13 protein-coding genes and 1 rRNA gene are annotated in these 17,554 nt (G+C 49.5%); 12 read left to right on the top strand and 2 right to left on the bottom strand.

What is annotated here, in order from left to right; translation table 11 throughout:
• The first annotated feature begins 230 nt into the window (after nucleotides 1–230).
• From ACR0QE_RS00980 to ACR0QE_RS00970, 3 genes are read left to right on the top strand one after another with little or no spacing between them, the layout of a single operon-like run.
• Complete coding sequence (locus ACR0QE_RS00980) at nucleotides 231–1,568, top strand: MATE family efflux transporter (protein ID WP_432626517.1); 1,338 nt, start codon at nucleotides 231–233, stop codon at nucleotides 1,566–1,568.
• A 3-nt stretch (nucleotides 1,569–1,571) separates the two neighbouring features.
• On the top strand, nucleotides 1,572–2,711 hold the full coding sequence (locus tag ACR0QE_RS00975) for an exonuclease SbcCD subunit D (RefSeq protein WP_432626516.1): 1,140 nt from the start codon (nucleotides 1,572–1,574) through the stop codon (nucleotides 2,709–2,711).
• A gap of 2 nt (nucleotides 2,712–2,713) precedes the next feature.
• Nucleotides 2,714–5,563: an AAA family ATPase gene (locus tag ACR0QE_RS00970; protein ID WP_432626515.1), complete on the top strand. Its 2,850-nt coding sequence runs from the start codon at nucleotides 2,714–2,716 to the stop codon at nucleotides 5,561–5,563.
• Here ACR0QE_RS00970 and ACR0QE_RS00965 read toward each other — a convergent pair.
• Nucleotides 5,560–6,147, bottom strand: a complete 588-nt coding sequence (locus ACR0QE_RS00965; RefSeq protein WP_432626514.1) for a GNAT family N-acetyltransferase — start codon at nucleotides 6,145–6,147, stop codon at nucleotides 5,560–5,562. The genes ACR0QE_RS00970 and ACR0QE_RS00965 overlap by 4 nt on opposite strands.
• Nucleotides 6,148–6,421: 274 nt before the next feature.
• Here ACR0QE_RS00965 and ACR0QE_RS00960 point away from each other — a divergent pair, with 274 nt between their 5' ends.
• From ACR0QE_RS00960 to ACR0QE_RS00925, 8 genes are all read left to right on the top strand, one after another.
• A complete protein-coding gene (locus tag ACR0QE_RS00960; RefSeq protein WP_432626513.1) occupies nucleotides 6,422–7,114 on the top strand; it encodes a response regulator transcription factor in 693 nt (230 codons plus the stop codon).
• 25 nt (nucleotides 7,115–7,139) lie between these two features.
• On the top strand, nucleotides 7,140–8,843 hold the full coding sequence (locus ACR0QE_RS00955; protein WP_432626614.1) for an ATP-binding protein: 1,704 nt from the start codon (nucleotides 7,140–7,142) through the stop codon (nucleotides 8,841–8,843).
• Between the two features lie 551 nt (nucleotides 8,844–9,394).
• Nucleotides 9,395–10,864, top strand: a complete 1,470-nt coding sequence (gene trpE, locus ACR0QE_RS00950; protein WP_432626512.1) for an anthranilate synthase component I — start codon at nucleotides 9,395–9,397, stop codon at nucleotides 10,862–10,864.
• Nucleotides 10,861–11,463, top strand: a complete 603-nt coding sequence (locus tag ACR0QE_RS00945; RefSeq protein ID WP_432626511.1) for an anthranilate synthase component II — start codon at nucleotides 10,861–10,863, stop codon at nucleotides 11,461–11,463. The genes trpE and ACR0QE_RS00945 overlap by 4 nt, the downstream gene beginning before the upstream one ends.
• A gap of 56 nt (nucleotides 11,464–11,519) precedes the next feature.
• Nucleotides 11,520–12,548: an anthranilate phosphoribosyltransferase gene (trpD, locus tag ACR0QE_RS00940; RefSeq protein ID WP_432626510.1), complete on the top strand. Its 1,029-nt coding sequence runs from the start codon at nucleotides 11,520–11,522 to the stop codon at nucleotides 12,546–12,548.
• A gap of 28 nt (nucleotides 12,549–12,576) precedes the next feature.
• The gene (gene trpC / locus ACR0QE_RS00935) at nucleotides 12,577–13,362 is read left to right on the top strand and encodes an indole-3-glycerol phosphate synthase TrpC (RefSeq protein ID WP_432626509.1); all 786 of its coding nucleotides are present in this window, start codon (nucleotides 12,577–12,579) and stop codon (nucleotides 13,360–13,362) included.
• Nucleotides 13,363–13,369: 7 nt separating this feature from the next.
• Complete coding sequence (locus ACR0QE_RS00930; protein WP_432626508.1) at nucleotides 13,370–14,056, top strand: phosphoribosylanthranilate isomerase; 687 nt, start codon at nucleotides 13,370–13,372, stop codon at nucleotides 14,054–14,056.
• Between the two features lie 120 nt (nucleotides 14,057–14,176).
• Nucleotides 14,177–15,316, top strand: coding sequence for a M20/M25/M40 family metallo-hydrolase (locus tag ACR0QE_RS00925; protein WP_432626507.1), 1,140 nt, complete (start codon nucleotides 14,177–14,179; stop codon nucleotides 15,314–15,316).
• A 91-nt stretch (nucleotides 15,317–15,407) separates the two neighbouring features.
• Here ACR0QE_RS00925 and ACR0QE_RS00920 read toward each other — a convergent pair whose 3' ends face one another.
• Nucleotides 15,408–16,904: a DUF1576 domain-containing protein gene (locus ACR0QE_RS00920; RefSeq protein WP_432626506.1), complete on the bottom strand. Its 1,497-nt coding sequence runs from the start codon at nucleotides 16,902–16,904 to the stop codon at nucleotides 15,408–15,410.
• 560 nt (nucleotides 16,905–17,464) lie between these two features.
• Here ACR0QE_RS00920 and ACR0QE_RS00915 point away from each other — a divergent pair.
• Nucleotides 17,465–17,554 (top strand): 16S ribosomal RNA (locus ACR0QE_RS00915); the annotation flags it as partial.

The following is a 17,554-nucleotide window of genomic DNA, read 5'->3' as shown; positions in this document are numbered from 1 at the left end:
CACAGTTTCCGGTTTGTCCGGTGGCTGCGTGGCGTTTTTTGTTGCATAGGAACTTGCGTCCTATCATACAAAAACGATCCGCGAGGATGTGCTTTCGCAGGAAAAGACATAAAAAATGACTAGAACATATCTGGGAAAACGTATGGGAACTTGTATTCTGGGAAACAAAAATCTTCCACAGGGATACACAAAAAATAAACGGAAAAAACAGGACAGGGGGAAAACAGAAAATGAAACAGACACAAATGAAAGAGAAGCCGGTTCTCGGACTTCTGCTGTCGATGGCACTTCCGATGGTCATTTCCATGATGGTGAATTCGCTTTACAACATCGTGGACAGCTTTTTTGTCGCGAAAATCAGTGAAAGTGCGATGACGGCGCTGTCGCTCGTCTATCCGCTTCAGAATCTCGTGAATGCATTGATGATCGGATTTGGCGTCGGAATCAACGCAGTGATTGCGTTTTATCTCGGGGCGAAAGATTTTAAGAAAGCAGATGATGCAGCTTCGCAGGGATTGTTTTATAATGTTGCACAGGGACTGCTTATGACGGTTGTGTGCATTGCGGTCATGCCGTCGTTTTTGCGGCTTTTTACCGGAGATGAGGAGATCATTTCTCTCGGCGTGCGTTACTCCAACATCGTATTTTTGTTTGCGGTTGCGCTTGCTGTGGAACTGGCATTTGAGAAGACGTACCAGGCGGTCGGAAAAATGGCAGTCTCAATGTTTTGCATGATCATGGGCTGTGTCGTAAATATCATTCTGGATCCGATTCTGATTTTTGGACTCGGACCATTTCCAAAACTTGGAATTGAGGGAGCGGCGCTTGCGACCGGAATCGGACAGACGGTAAATGCAGGGTTATATGTGATTTTCTATGCAATCAAACCGATTTCCGTCCATATCCGTCTCAGTCAGATGAAACCGACGCGGAATATGGGAATCCGCCTTTATGCGATCGGAATTCCCGCGGCGCTGAATCTTGCACTGCCGTCCCTGCTCGTGTCTGCCTTGAATATCATTCTTGCGGGATATGGTCAGATTTATGTTTTTGTGCTCGGTGTCTACTATAAGCTCCAGACATTTTTGTACCTTCCGGCAAACGGAATTATTCAGGGAATGCGCCCGTTAATGGGATATAATTACGGTGCGGGGGAGAAAAAGAGAGTGCGCCAGATCTATGTGACGGCACTTGCGCTGTCCGCAGGAATCATGGTGGCGGGAACGGTTTTCTGTCAGCTCGTTCCGGGGTCCCTGATTCAGATGTTCACGACGAGAACAGAGACGATTCAGGCGGGAGCAGAGGCTCTTCGGATTATCAGCCTTGGATTTATCGTGTCTGCGCTCTCTGTGGTTTCCTCGGGAGCGCTCGAGGCGCTTGGAAAGGGAATTCCGTCGTTAATGATCTCTCTGTGCCGCTATGTGGTTATTATCATTCCGATGGCATGGCTGTTGAGTCAGTTTCTCGGTGCAGTCGGAGTATGGCATGCATTCTGGGTGACGGAGGCAGTCTCCGGACTTATTTCTGTTATGATTTACCGGGGTGTCCATAAAAAAGAGGAGAAATAAAAAATGAAGCTGATGCATCTGTCTGATCTTCACATCGGCAAACGAATTTACGAGTATTCGATGTTAGAGGATCAGAGACACATTTTGAGGGAAGTGCTTGCGATCGCCAGGGCGGAGAAGCCGTCTGCGGTGATTTTAGCGGGAGATATCTATGACCGCGCAGTGCCGTCTGCGGAGGCTGTGGGGGTGTTTGATGAATTTCTGAGCGCCCTCGCAGAAATCTGTGAAGCAGTCTGTGTGATTTATGGAAATCACGACTGTGCGGAGCGCGTTGCATTCGGAAATATTCTGATGGAAAAGAGCCATGTCTATGTCTCGCCGGTCTATGACGGAAAGATTCGGAACATCTGTCTGAGTGATGAGTGGGGCACGGTTCGGATTCATCTGCTCCCATTTCTGAAACCGGCAATTGTCCGCCATGTGTGGGAGGACGATGAGGTGGAGACGACGGAGGATGCTGTTAAAACGGCGCTCGCCCATATGGAGTGCACTCCCGGGGAGAGAAATGTGCTTGTGGCGCATCAGTTTGTGACGGGGGCCAGCCGGTGTGAGTCGGAAGAGCTTGCAGTCGGCGGAGTCGACCAGATTCCGGCAGAACTCTTTGATGCATTTGACTATGTGGCTCTCGGCCATCTGCACGGTCCCCAGAGTGTGGGCAGGGAGAGCGTCCGATACTGCGGAACTTTGCTCAAGTACTCCTTCTCGGAAGTGCATCAGAACAAGTCGGTGACGATTGTGGAGCTTGCAGAGAAGGGAAGAACTTCGATTCGAACCATTCCGCTTCATCCGCTTCGCGATCTTCGGGAGATTCGCGGGACGTATTTAGAGCTGACGGCAAAATCATTCTATGAGGGAACGAATACGGAGGATTATCTCCGGGCAACACTGACGGACGAGGAGGATATCCCGGACGGTCTGCAAAAACTCAGGGTAATCTATCCGAATCTGATGCAGCTGATGTACGACAACCGGAGGACGAGAGATGACCAGAGTGTGGAGTCGGCGGAGAATGTGGAAAAGAAATCTGAGCTTGAACTGTTTGAGGAATTCTATGAGATTCAGAATAATGGTGCAATGAGCGAGCAGCAGAGAGCGTTCTGTCTAGAACAGCTCGAAAAGATTCTCTCGGAAGGAGGCAGGTAAGGTTGAGACCGGAACATCTGATTATCAGTGCGTTCGGACCTTATGCGGGACGGACAGAACTTGATTTTACAAAATTTGGAAGAGGGAGTCTTTATCTGATCTGCGGGGATACGGGAGCGGGAAAGACGACGATTTTTGATGCGATCGCCTTTGCACTTTATGGGGAGGCGAGCGGACAGGTGCGCGATGCCGGAATGTTTCGGAGCAAGTATGCAGAACCGGCGGCAGACACTTTTGTGGAGCTGACTTTTTCCTGTCAGGAAAAGTCTTACACGGTGCGGAGAAATCCGGAGTACCGGCGTCCAAAGACGCGCGGGGAGGGAATGACAGTCCAGAAGGCAGATGCTGTTTTGACATTTCCGGATCAGAGACTTCCGGTCACAAAAACTCGTGAAGTGACCCGGGCGGTGACACAACTGATCGGGCTCGACTACCGCCAGTTTACGCAGATTGCGATGATTGCACAGGGAGATTTCCAGAAACTTCTCCTTGCGGGCACTATGCAGCGGTCAGAGATTTTTCGACAGATTTTCCACACGGGACCATATCAGGAATTGCAGAACCGCTTGAAGAATTCTGCAAAAGAGTGCTGGAAGACATACGATGAGACGCGAAAGAGCATGGTTCAGTATCTCGACGGAGTCCGGATCCCGGGACAAAAGGATGAAGAGGATCTGAGAGAAGACGGGGATGAGGATGCAGACAGATCAGACAGGATCGCCGAGTGGGAGAACATGAAAGCAGCCCGTTTTGAGGGCTGTACGGTTCATGGAATAAAATTGTTAGAGGAGTTCTGTGCCGCGGATGCGAAGCGTCTGAAAAACTTGCAGGATCATCTCAGCGTGTGCCGCGACCGCTTGCAGAGAGAGCGGAAAGATCAGGAGCGGATGAAGCAGTGTAAGCATCTGAGTCTGGAACTGGAACAGGATGAAAAACAGCTTGAGTGTGCGGTTAAGGCACAGAAGCAGGCAGGGCAGGAATATGAGAAATGCTGGGCAGAGGCCGGGCGTGGCCAGGGTCTCCAGCAGGAGATTTTACTTCTTCAGGAGGAACAGAAACGGAAAGAACGCCGGGAAATGCGAAAAAGTCGTCTTGGCAAGTTACAGAATCTGATTCAGGATGAGGAGTGTTCACGGGAAAACGCTCAGGAAGAGCTTGCATGCTGTGCAGAGAAATTTGAGAGTGAGGAGTCCGTGAAGCGGAGAGCGGCCGAGCATGCCGGGCGGATCAAACGTCAGGCTGAGGGAAGTGCGCTTTTGCAGACGGGAAATCATCTTCGTCAGTTAGAGCTTCAGCTTGAGCGGGAACAAAAGGAATACCGGCGGACATCAGAAGAGCGGGCAGAGGCCGAGCACCGGTATCTGTGTCTGGAACAGATGTTTCTCGATGCACAGGCAGGAGTTCTTGCGCGCCATCTGCGGGAGGGGAGTCCGTGTCCGGTCTGCGGTTCGCTTGAACATCCAAATCCGGCACATCTTGCTGAGCATGTTCCGGAGAAGGCGGAGCTTGAGCGGGAAAAAGAGAAGCTTGAGGAGATCCGCCGCAGGTCGCAGCGCGCGAGTGTGCGTGCGGCGCAGTGGATGGAGCAGAGAGATCAGGAGGGAGAAGAGTTTGTACGGCGCGCCGGAGAATTTTTGGAGAAGAATGCCAAGGCAGGAAATGACAGAGGAAGAAATGACGAGGCAGATCTTGTCGATCTGGATATGGATCTCACGGAGCAGATTAAAAAGATTGAAGATTGTCTGAACGTGCTGAGTGAGGAGGAAAACGAGTATCAGCAGTGGGAGAGATGGACCGGGCAGATGGAGAAGAAGCGCCTTGAGATTCGTCAGAAGATCCAGAAGGCGGAAGTCGCCCTTGCCGGAATGTATGCAGAACAGAAAGAGCTGATCCGGCAGGAAGAGGAAGAACCGGAGAACAGCCTGATTTCAGAGACGTTGCAGGAAGAAGGCGATCTGGATTGGCTGATCCAAAGGAAACAGGAAGAAAAAAGAAAGCTGGAGGAAGCTTTAAAACAGGCAGAAGAAGCCCGCAGAAGCGCAGGGGAGATGAGGGCGCGCATGGAGGAGAGTGTCCGGCTTCGCAGAGAGAGACTGATGCAGCTTGAACAGGAACGGAGAGAGAGCGGGCAGAGAGAGGAACTTTCTTCCGATCAGAGAATCGCGGAACTTGAGGCACAGGAGCGCGAGTGGAACCGGAGTGTTCAGGATCAGTATGCAGCGGGAAAGAACAATGAGGAGATTTTAGCGCGCGTCAAAATCAGACAGGCGGAACTTGAGAATGCGGAGCAGAAGTATATGTGGATGCGTGCTCTGTCTGACACGGCAAACGGGACTCTTTCCGGGAAAGAAAAGATTGAGCTTGAAACCTATGTGCAGATGGCGTATTTTGACCGGATCCTCAGAAGGGCGAACCTGCGCCTGATGACGATGAGCAGCGGCCAGTACGAGCTGAAGCGGCGCAGCGATTCAGAAAACAGAAAAGAAAAATCGGGACTTGAACTCGACGTCATTGACCATTACAACGGGTCACAGAGAAGTGTCCGGACACTCTCGGGAGGAGAGACGTTTCAGGCATCCCTCTCCCTCGCACTCGGTCTCTCGGATGAGATTCAGGCGCGTGCGGGAGGCATTCGGCTCGATGCAATGTTTGTGGATGAGGGCTTCGGCTCCCTCGATGAGGATGCGCTCTCGCAGGCGGTGCGGGCTCTCGAAAATCTGACAGAGGGAGACCGGCTTGTCGGAATCATCTCCCATGTCGCAGAACTCAAGGACCGCATTGAGAATAAGATTGTGGTCACGAAAACCCGGCAGGCGGGAAAGACCGGAAGCCGGGCAAAAATTGTCTGCTAAAGATTTTGCAGATAGCTAGAGACGTCGTGCAGATCGGAAAACGGGATCACGGCAGGCTGATTTGTCAGATGTTTTCCGATGTGTTTTTCCATCCAGACCATATTGTACCAGCGGTGGAACTTGTATCCGCACTCATAGAATTCTCCGACGAGGCGGTAGCCGAGTTTCTCGTGAAAACGAACGCTGTCCTTTGTCAGATAGGGATCGTTCTCAGATGCGGGCCAGGCGATGCAGGCGTTTAAATTTAAAATATTCTGGGCGGAGAGCGTGCGCTCGAGAGCATGGTAGAGGAGACGGCCGACTCCGTTTTTGCGGCGGGAGCGATCTACATAGATGGAGGTCTCGACGGCCCAGTCGTAGGCAGGGCGATCGTGGAACGGACCGGCATACGCATAGCCGACGGGAACTCCGTTTTCCTCAGCGACGAGATAAGGGAAGCGTTTCAAGGTGTGTTCAATCCGCTCTGCGAATTCTTCGACAGAGGGAATTTCATATTCAAACGTGATGGCAGTGTCTGTCACATAGGGGGCGTAGATGTCTAAGAGGGCAGCTGCGTCCTTTTTTGATGCAATTCGAATGTCCATAATCGTTGACCTCCGGTAAGTAAGGATATTTTCAGACAAACTCTAGCACAGAATGGGTCGAAAAACAAGGAAAAGGTCGTGAAGAGTCTGTCTGTGAAATCTCTGTGAAAACGTGGAAATGCGAAAATAAATCTGCTACAATGCAGATAACAGGTACCAAAGAAGCCTTCTAAGGTACCGGAGAAAAAGCCAGAATTATGAGATACGTGGCGTCGATCTGAAATTAAGATGGAATTGGAATACGATGAAATACGATAGTCAGGAGGATGAGACAATGGATGGATTAAAAGTGCTTGTCGTGGATGATGAGGCGAGAATGCGAAAACTGGTGAAGGATTTCCTCACCGTGAAAGGATTTCAGGTTTTGGAAGCGGGGGACGGCGAGGAGGCCGTGGATCTGTTCTTTAAGCAGAAGGATATTTCCTTGATTATTCTCGATGTGATGATGCCGAAGATGGATGGATGGGAGGTATGCCGGACGATCCGCCAGTATTCGAAGGTGCCGATCATCATGCTGACTGCGCGCAGTGAGGAGAGAGACGAGCTTCAGGGCTTTAAGCTCGGCGTGGACGAGTATATTTCCAAGCCGTTCAGCCCGAAGATTCTCGTTGCGCGCGTCGAGGCAATTCTGCGCCGGAGCAATATGGCGGTCAAGGAAGTCTCCGATGTCGGAGGAATCTGTCTCGACAAGGCAGCACATCAGGTGACGATCGATGGAAAGCCGATTGATTTAAGCTATAAGGAGTTTGAACTTCTCAACTATTTCATCGAAAATCAGGGAATTGCCCTCTCGAGAGAGAAGATTCTCAACAATGTGTGGAATTATGATTACTTCGGCGATGCGCGCACAATCGATACCCATGTCAAAAAGCTGAGAAGCAAGATGGGAGAGAAGGGCAACTACATCAAGACAATCTGGGGAATGGGATATAAATTCGAGGTGGATGATGACAATCAGAAAGATTGAGAAACAGCTTCATCAGGACAAGAGTATGCGCCATTCGATTCGTCACCGCATCATGCTGATTTACATGGGACTGATGGTGGCGACGATTCTTGCGATTCTCGTCGTCAATAACTGGTGGCTTGAGCGCTACTACGTCAACCAGAAACTCAAGGTGATGGAGGAAGCTTACAATACGGTTAATCATGCGGTGATGGAGGAAGCGCAGGACGGTGAGAGCATCAGCAGTGTGATCAGCCGTGAGCTAGAGGCAGAGTGGAAGCGCTGGGGACAGATGCCGATTGATGAGGACGAGGAGGCGGGTGAGCAGGGCACCGACTCCGAGACGCATCAGAAAAAACGAAAGAAAAACAAGTACCAGATCGCCACAACTTCGGATGAGGACAGTGACACCCTTCTCGGCACGATTCGGACTTACGGGGAGAGAAACAATCTGACAACCGTTTTGATCGACAGTTCCACTGGAAAGGCCTTCTTAAGTTCCGGGCGTGAGAGCGATTTTCTCGCCCAGAAGGTGCAGCGCTATGTGCTCGGAAAAGGTGGAGGCGATGCCCAGGTCTTAAAACAGCACGACAATTATCTCGTGGAGACCAATTATGACAAGCGGTCCAATGCGAGCTACATGGAGGCGTGGGGCTTCTTTTCCGACAACAGCACGCTGTTTATCATGTCAATGCCGCTTGCAGGCATCCATGACAGCGTGATGCTTGCGAACCGTTTTACGACATTTGTGGGACTTGCGGCTCTGATTCTCGGAACGATCATCATGTATTTTGTCGCAGACCGTGTGACAAAGCCGGTGCTTGCGCTTGCGGCACTCTCAGAAAAAATGTCGAATCTGGATTTTGACGCCCACTATGAGGCGGATGCCAAGGATGAGATCGGAGTTCTCGGGCGAAATATGAACAATCTCTCGAGCCGATTAAAAGATGCGATCGGGGCACTTCAGGATGCGAACCGTCAGCTCCAGCACGATATTGACGAGAAGACGCAGATTGATGAGATGCGAAAGGAATTTATCGCGAATGTCTCGCATGAGCTCAAGACCCCGATTGCCCTGATCCAGGGATATGCGGAGGGCCTGACCGAGGGAATGTGCGAGGATGAGGAGAGCCGCAACTATTACTGTGAGGTCATCATGGATGAGGCCGGGAAGATGAACAAGATGGTCAAGCAGCTTCTGACACTGACGGCACTGGAGTTTGGAAATGATACGGCGACGATGGATGCGTTTGACATCACAGAGCTGATTCAGGATCTGATACGCTCTTCCTCGATTCTGCTTCAGCAAAACGAGGCGAACGTCTGCTTTAAGCCGGACGGACCGTGCATGGTGGTTGCAGATGAGTTCAAGATTGAGGAAGTCGTGACGAACTATCTGACAAATGCGATTCATCATCTTGAGGGAGAGCGCAGGATTGAGATCCGCGTCGAGAAGAGCGGGGAGAGTGTGAAAGTGACTGTCTTCAACACCGGAAATCCGATTCCCGAGGAGGATCTTCCGAACCTCTGGACGAAATTCTACAAGGTGGACAAGGCGAGAACGAGAGCTTACGGTGGAAGCGGAATCGGTCTTTCGATTGTGAAGGCAATCATGGATATTCATCATCAGACGTGCGGAGTTGCAAATGTGGAAGGTGGCGTGGAGTTCTGGTTTACGCTTCAGGCACAGGGCGATGCCGATGCAGAGACAGCTGCAAAAACAGAAAAGACCGATACAAGAGAAGGTTGAGAGAAAGATACAGAAAATAGTTGACAAACATTGAAAAAAGTCTTAAAATGTGAAAAAACAAAATATAAATTCAATCAAACCGATGAAGCGGAGATAAAAACAAATCGTGCACTTACAGAGAGACGGGAGGCTGAGAACCGTCAGAACGCAGCTTGTTAAATGGACCGCGGAGGGCGCAGTCAAAAGCCGGCGAGGAAAAGACGGCTGAGTATTCTGCGACGTGAGACACGCGTGAGAGGTCAGGAATATGATGGTATTCCGTAAAGCGCACGGAAGCCGGAGTGATATGTGATACAGAACGGATCATTATTATTGAAAAATGAAAAGTCCGGTTCAATCAGAGCTTCCGGTGAAGTGAATCAAGGTGGCACCGCGGGCATAGTGAACACATCCAGTCCCGTCCTTGGCAGACTTTCTATTTTGAGAGTCTGTCATGGACGGGACTTTTTTGTATGATAAGAAACTGCGTCCTACCATACAAAAAATGCTCCGTACCATCTATATCATATATTCCACATTCGATTGATCTGGTCAGAAGGAGGATAAGAGAGATGATGACGCTTGAACAGGCAAAGAAACTGGCTGAGGAAGGCAGATACGGAAGAATTCCGCTAAGCAAAGAGATTTACTCAGATATTCGCACTCCGCTGGAAGTTCTGAGAATTTTAAAGCAGGTGAGCCGTCACTGCTATCTGCTTGAGAGTGTGGAGGAGTCAAAACAGTGGGGGCGATACACGTTTCTTGGGTTTGACCCGCTTCTTGAGATCAGCTGCCAGGATGGAGTGCTCACAATCAAGGGGGCCACGACGGTGACACAGAAAGTCGATCATCCAAAAGATGCGATTCGTCAGATTCTCGAGGAAAATAAAAGCCCGCGCCTTGAAAATCTTCCGACATTCACCGGAGGACTTGTGGGGTATTTCTCTTACGATTACATCAAGTACGCGGAGCCGACTCTTGAACTTGAGAAAGCGGATGAAGATTCATTCAAAGATGTGGATCTGATGCTGTTTGACAAAGTGATCGCATTTGACAATTTCCGCCAGAAAATCATTCTGATCGTCAATATGAAAACAGATGCGATGGAGGAGGAGTATCACAAGGCAGAACTGGAATTAGAGCGCCTCGCTTATCTGATCCGAAATGGGAAACTGTCACCGAATCAGCCTCTGAAACTGAAAGGAGAGCTTCGGCCGACATTCTCAAAAGAAAAATATTGTGAGATGGTAGAGAAAGCAAAACATTTTATCCGCGAGGGAGATATTTTTCAGGTGGTTCTCTCAAATCGTCTGGAAGCACAGATGGAGGGAAGTCTTCTCGATGTGTACCGCGTGCTTCGGACGACGAATCCCTCCCCGTATATGTTTTATTTCTTCAGCGATGACATCGAGATTGCCGGAGCTTCCCCCGAGACGCTCGTCAAACTCACAGATGGGAAACTTTTCACTTACCCGCTTGCCGGAACCCGCCCAAGGGGAGCGTCAAGGGAAGAAGATCAGAGACTTGAGCGGGAACTGCTCGCAGATGAGAAGGAGCGCGCGGAACACAATATGCTGGTGGATCTTGGCAGGAATGACATCGGAAAAATCAGCCGCATCGGAAGCGTGAGCGTGGAAAAATATATGGAGATCGAGAGATACTCCCATGTGATGCACATTGGATCGACTGTGAGCGGAACGATTCGCCCCGAGTGTGATGCGGTCGATGCAGTTGATGCGATTCTTCCGGCAGGCACCCTGTCCGGAGCGCCAAAGCTCAGAGCCTGTGAGATCATTCAGGAACTCGAGGGCGGACGCAGGGGAATTTACGGGGGAGCAATCGGATATCTGGATTTTTCCGGAAATCTGGATGTGTGCATTGCAATCCGCCTTGCCTATGCGAAACAGGGAAAGGTTTACGTGCGCTCGGGCGCGGGAATTGTTGCGGACAGCATAGCGGAGAACGAGTATCAGGAGTGCCTGAACAAGGCGAGAGCAGTTGTGAGTGCGATTGACACGGCACAGAAAGGGATGGACGAATGATTGTTTTGATTGATAATTATGACAGCTTTTCTTATAACCTTTATCAGCTTGTGGGAAGCATTGACCCGGATATCCGCGTGGTCCGCAACGATCAGATCACAGTGGAGGAACTTGAAAAATGCCATCCGAGGGCGATCATTCTCTCGCCGGGGCCGGGAAGACCAGAGGATGCCGGGATCTGCATAGAAGTGGTGCAGAAACTCGGAGCAAAGATCCCGATTTTTGGAGTCTGTCTCGGCCATCAGTCAATCTGCAGGGCATACGGGGCAACTGTGGGATATGCGAAGGAACTGATGCACGGAAAGGTCTCAGAGATTTCGCTTGATCCGGAGAGCCGGCTGTTTGCGGGACTGGATGACACAATTCCGGTCGGACGGTATCATTCGTTGGCGGCAGAGGAAGAGACGATGCCGGAAGAACTGGTTGTGACAGCGAGGACAGAGGACGGAGAGATCATGGCAGTGGAACATCAAACGAGCCCGGTGTTTGGGGTGCAGTTTCACCCGGAATCCATCCTGACGCCGGATGGCAGGACGATTCTTGAAAATTTTCTCCGCCTTTGCAGCGAAAACGGATTTACAAAATCCGGTGGAATCTGAATCATGGTGAGGTCTGAAACAGCACGGAAAGAAAAATAAAAAAGGAGAGAGCGACGATGATTAAGGAAGCTATTTTAAAAGCATACAGAAAAGAGAATCTCAGCTATGATGAGGCAGAGCAGGTGATGAATGAGATCATGGAGGGTGAGGCAAGCCCGGTGCAGATGAGTGCTTACCTGACTGCACTTGGGATGAAGGGAGAGACAGTGGAGGAGATCACGGCATCTGCGGCAGGAATGAGAGCGCACTGTGTCCGCCTGCTTCACGAGATGGATGTGCTTGAAATTGTCGGAACCGGTGGAGACGGGGCAAACTCGTTTAACATTTCCACAACGTCCGCCCTTGTGATTTCAGCGGCGGGAATTCCGGTCGCAAAGCATGGAAACCGCGCTGCGTCGAGCAAATGCGGGGCGGCAGATGTGCTTGAGGCACTCGGTGTTGACATCACGATCTCTCCGGAAAAAAGCAGGGAACTTTTGGAAAAAATAGGAATCTGCTTCCTGTTTGCACAGAAATATCACGGCGCAATGAAGTACGTTGCTCCGGTGAGAAAGGAACTCGGTATTCGAACCATCTTCAATATTCTCGGACCGTTAGCGAATCCGGCAGGTGCAAATATGGAGCTGATGGGAGTCTATGATGAGACCTTAGTGGAGCCGCTTGCCCAGGTCCTTGCAAATCTCGGTGTGAAACGAGCTCTTGTCGTGTATGGAACGGATCATCTCGATGAGATCTCGATGAGTGCACCGACAAAAGTCTGCGAGGTAAAGGACGGTGCATTTACCAGTTACGAGATTACGCCGGAGCAGTTTGGATTTTCGAGATGCCAGAAAGAAGATCTGGCTGGCGGAACACCGCAGGAGAATGCTGAAATTACAATGGCAATTCTGAACGGAGAGAAAGGTCCTAAGAGAGATGCGGTGATGATGAATGCCGGAGCAGCGATCTATCTGGCAGGAAAGGCAGAATCAATCGCGGACGGAATCAGGATTGCCGGAGAGATCATTGACAGCGGAAGGGCAAAGCACCAGCTCGAAGCCTTTGTAAATGGCTCAAAAGGTCTGAATGATCCGTCAGAAAAATAAAAGTGAAAAATAAAGGGGAAAAAATCGTATGATTTTGGATGAGATTGCAGAGAGGACAAGGGCGAGAATTCAGGAAGAAAAGAAAAACATATCTGCGCAGGAGATGCGGAAACTTGCAGAGTCTGCTCGGAATCCCGAAGATAGAAAATTTCGCTTTGAAAAAGCGCTTAGAGAACCGGGGCTTTCTTTTATCTGCGAGGTAAAAAAGGCATCTCCGTCAAAGGGTGTGATTGCAGAACATTTTCCGTATCTTGAGATTGCAAGAGAGTATGAACAGGCGGGCGCGAGTGCGCTCTCGGTTCTGACAGAGCCATTTTATTTTCAGGGAAGCGATCAGTATCTTAAGGAGATTGTAAAGATGGTTTCCATTCCGGTTCTTCGAAAAGATTTCACAGTGGATTCCTACATGATCGATCAGGCAAAAGTCTTTGGGGCATCGGCAGTTCTTCTGATCTGTGCCATTCTTGATGATGGACAGTTGAAGGAATATTTAGCGCAGGCGCATGAGCTTGGTCTTTCTGCCCTCGTGGAAGCTCACGATGAAACAGAAGTAGAACGCGCGCAGAATGCCGGAGCGAGGATCATCGGGGTAAATAACCGTGATCTGAGAACATTTCAGGTGGATGTCAATAATTCTGTGCGTCTGAGAAGTCTTGTGCCGAGAGAGATCGTGTTTGTATCGGAGAGTGGAATCCGGGGAGCAGAGGATATGAGAAAACTTTATGAGAACGGGACAAATGCCGTGCTGATCGGTGAAACTCTGATGAGGAGTGCGGATAAGGCAGAGACATTGAGACAGCTTGGGGGAAAATGAAAATAAAATGGCAGACAGCAGAATGGCAGATCACAGAATGACGGACAGCAAAAAGACAAAACAGACGAAAGTGAAAATTTGTGGATTGACACGGATGGAGGATATCGATGCGCTGAATAGGTACCGACCTGATTTTGCAGGATTTGTGTTTGCGCCAAGCCGCAGACAGGTAAGTGAGGAGCTGGCAATGGAACTTCGCGCGCGCCTGAGTGCTGAGATTTTGGTGGTCGGGGTGTTTGTGAACGCGCCGGTTGAGCAGATTGAATGCCTTGTTGCCGGGAAGGTCATCGATATGGTCCAGCTGCATGGCACAGAGACTCCCTGTGATCTTGAAAAACTGAGGATGCATCTTGGCAGAAAGGTTCCGTTGATTAAGGCAGTTCGGATGAGCACAGAGACGGATCTTGGAATCTGGGATCAGAGTGAGGCAGATTACCTGCTTTTGGATGCGGTGAATGCAGGGGCGGGAAAGACGTTTGATCACAATCTGATTGATTCCCATCTGCCGATTCAAAAACCATGGTTTCTTGCAGGGGGAATGAACCCGGAGAATGCCGCCGCTGCGATTGCGAGATTCTCGCCGTTCGGGGTGGATGTCAGCAGCGGAGTTGAGACTGATGGAAAAAAAGATCCCCAAAAGATTCGCCGGATGATTGCAGCGGTGCGTTCCCATTCCTCAAATTCGGTGATATAATGAGCGTTAACGAGCAAACCGTCTGCGTTAGCAGACAGAGGAGTGTGTTAGCACGAGTTTGCGAGTGCAGGCAAGAGGGAGCGTTAACAAGCAAAAAACATACGGGAGAGGAATGGGATCATGGAACTTGGAATAGAAGAAAAATCGTACATCAGGGAACATGCAGAAGAGGGATATGAGCTTCTAAAGGAACTGGCGCAGATTCCGGCGCCGTCGAATCATGAAGAACGCCGGGCAAAGTTTTGCAAAAACTGGCTTGAGGCGAACGGGGCAAAAGGAGTCTATGTGGATTCTGCCGGAAATGTGGTGTATCCGCATCATGTGACGAAAACAAATCCTGTGATTGTCTTTATGGCACATATGGATGTGGTGTTCCCGGATGAGACTCCGCTTCCGTGGAAAGAGCAGGGCGGACGCTTATACTGTCCGGGTGTCGGAGATGACACGGCAAACCTTGTTGCACTTCTGCTCTCCGCAAAGTATGTCGCACAGAGAAATTTGAAACCGGCAGACGGATACGGCGTTCTGTTTGTGTGCAACACGGGTGAAGAAGGGCTTGGAAATCTCAGGGGGTCTCGAAAGATCTGTGAGGATTATGGAACGAGAATTGCGGCATTTACAAGTTTTGACTGTACGATGGATACCATCGCCTGCCGGGCAGTGGGATCAGAGCGCTTTCGTGTCAGCGTGAAGACGGAGGGTGGACACTCGTACAGCTGTTTTGGAAACACCAATGCGATTGCGGTTATGGCAGATCTGGTTCGGGAGATTTATGAGATCTCGGTGCCGGAAGGTGGGAAGACAACTTACAATGTCGGCGTGATCGAGGGCGGAACATCAGTCAATACCATCGCTCAGGAAATTCACCTGCTCTGTGAATACCGTTCGGATGATGCGGACAGCCTTGAGTGGATGAAAGCGCGCTTTGAGGAGATTTTTTCAAAGAAGAGAGAGGGTGCAGAGGTAACGGTGGAAGTTGTGGGGCTGCGCCCCTGCGAGCGGCTGAGCGGAAGTCAGGAGAAAACCCGCCGGGAAATGCTTGATTTTGCAAGAGAGACACTCACGCATGTGACCGGAAAGGTGCCGGAACTGGTTCCGATTTCTACGGATTGCAATATTCCACTTTCAATGGGAATTCCAAGTGTGTGCTATGGAACGTGTTTTGGTGCAGGGGCGCACACGAGGGAAGAGTATGTGGAGCGGAATTCACTCGAGATGGGATATGAGACAGCCTTGAGCGGCGTTTTGAGATATTTTTAGATTAAAAAAAGCCTCTGCTGCCAGTAAAATGGTCAGCGGAGGCTTTTTTGTTGCAGGGTTGCTGTTTTTGTATCTTTTTGTATCGGAAAGCTCAATGTTCGTCCATATCGTCGCCAAGCTCGTTGTAGCGGGAGGAATCGTATGGGCGGATCAGATTGGGATCCACATTGTTCTGGACAAGGGTGATCAGATCCCTCATATTCATATTCTGATCTTTCATCTCCTCGCGGGTGGCAGGAACATAGTGCTCGAGGATTGGCAGAACAATCAGGATTGTGATTCCGGCAGTAAAGCCGCCGTTATAGAGCACGAAACCACCGTGGAGAGCACTTGTTGCCGTACAGATCGAGGCGCATAAAAAGCCGCAGGCGATGCCGGCGCGTGTGCCGTAGCGTCCGACAATCGGACTCATGCCGGTGGCAAAAGCCGCACCGTTTAAGTAACCCTGCATCGAGATTGACCAGGTGAGCTGTCTGCCGTTGATATGACAGAAAAACAGGGTGAACAGGTACAGACATTCATAGCCGAGAAGAATCGGCAGGATGTTGCGCGGATGCTGTCCCATTGCGGTGAAGGTCAGTGCAGCCAGAACAATTCCAAAAGTCGGACCGGTGAAACCGGCACCCTCGGAGAACTGAATGGCAAGATTTAAATAAATTAAGAAGATACAGCCGTAAAATCCAATGTTCATCAGGCAGATCGGCATTCCGTACTTTTCTGCAAAGTCACTCCGAAAACCGGTGTCTTTAAACAGATGTTTCAGTCCATGAAAACTCTTTCCGTTTAAAAGATATCCGCTTACGATGCAGATTGCAAAGATTGTCAGGTAAAAACAGTTTCCGTACAGGCGAAAACTGTGACCAAAATGTTCATAGACCGGAGTGTCCACGACGAGAGAACTCGGAACTTCGATTCCCATTGTGCGGTACATGAAGTTAAATACGAGAAAACCGAAGATGCCGAATGCCAGTCCACCGTTGTACAGATTGTAGCCTTTGTGCCAGGCATGTGCACCCGGAAGGATCGCCGGTACGACAAAACCGAGCATCAGGCTGAACAGGATTGCAAGGATTACGCCTTTCGCAGTGAGTTGCACCTGTCCGAAAACAAAATTGTCCCCGATCGTGTAGCGAAACAAAAATTCGCTGATGAATGGAGCAAAAGAGGTGGTGAACATGCAGACATGCAGGTTACTCTTAAAGTTCAAGTGTTTCAGTTTTAAATAGATAAAAGGAGCAAAGAGGCAGGGCAGCATGTTCAGGATATTTAATCCGTAAAAACAATGCGCAACGACAAGAAAATATCCCGCCATCGTGTTGGCACGGGATTCACCTTTGAGGCTGACCATCAAAATGGCACACAGAAGACCGCAGGCGCCGGCATTGAGCATGGCGCTGGAAAGACCGCCGACAGCGAAATAGTCGGTGACGAGGGGACATGGAGTGATCATGATCAGATACCATCCATATAAAACCGCAGAAATCGTTTTCCCCGTATATAATGTAGCGATTCCTGCTGAGATAAGAAATGCGGCTGAAAAACCGAAGGCAATGCCGTTGATGATTCGGCTGTTTTTTGTGGCGTTCATAAACGAAAAAAATCCCCCTGATTAATAGATAGAATAAATAATGACTTCTTAACGTAATCATAACATGATTTGTTGAGAAAAACCTGTTTTTTTATAAAAACAATAAGAAATCGAAGAAAACGGGAAAGTATTTGGTGAAAATGAGCATAAATACCGGGATTTGCGGGGGTGTGGAGAGGAATGGGAAAATCTGAAAAAAGAAAATGTAAAAAAATGTAAAATAGTGGTTGACATTTTGTGGAGGGTCTGGTAATATAATGAACGCACCGCAAAACGGAGCAACGATCTGAAAAAGATCGAAAAAATAAAAATAAAAAGTGCTTGACAAACTCGCGACACTCTGATATAATGAACGAGTTGCTGCTGAGAACAAAAGCAACAAACTGAACCTTGAAAATGAAAGATTGAACAGTGTTTAAAACCCTGAAAATTCTTATAAAAAAGAGTCTTTTGGTAAAGGCATCTTTGAATTGAGAAATTCAGAAACAAAACAAACCAAACAACAGTAGAACGGTTTAATTATTAGCTAGTAGTTAATCATTGGATCGGGAAACAAACTTTAATTTGAGAGTTTGATCCTGGCTCAGGATGAACGCTGGCGGCGTGCTTAACACATGCAAGTCGAGCGAAGCGCTTGTGAATGACTTTTC

The sequence above is a fragment of the Brotaphodocola sp. genome (genome assembly GCF_050873065.1).
GTDB lineage: Bacteria > Bacillota > Clostridia > Lachnospirales > Lachnospiraceae > Brotaphodocola.
Note: the sequence above shows the minus strand (reverse complement) of the source record. Positions and strands in the feature narration are given on the sequence as shown.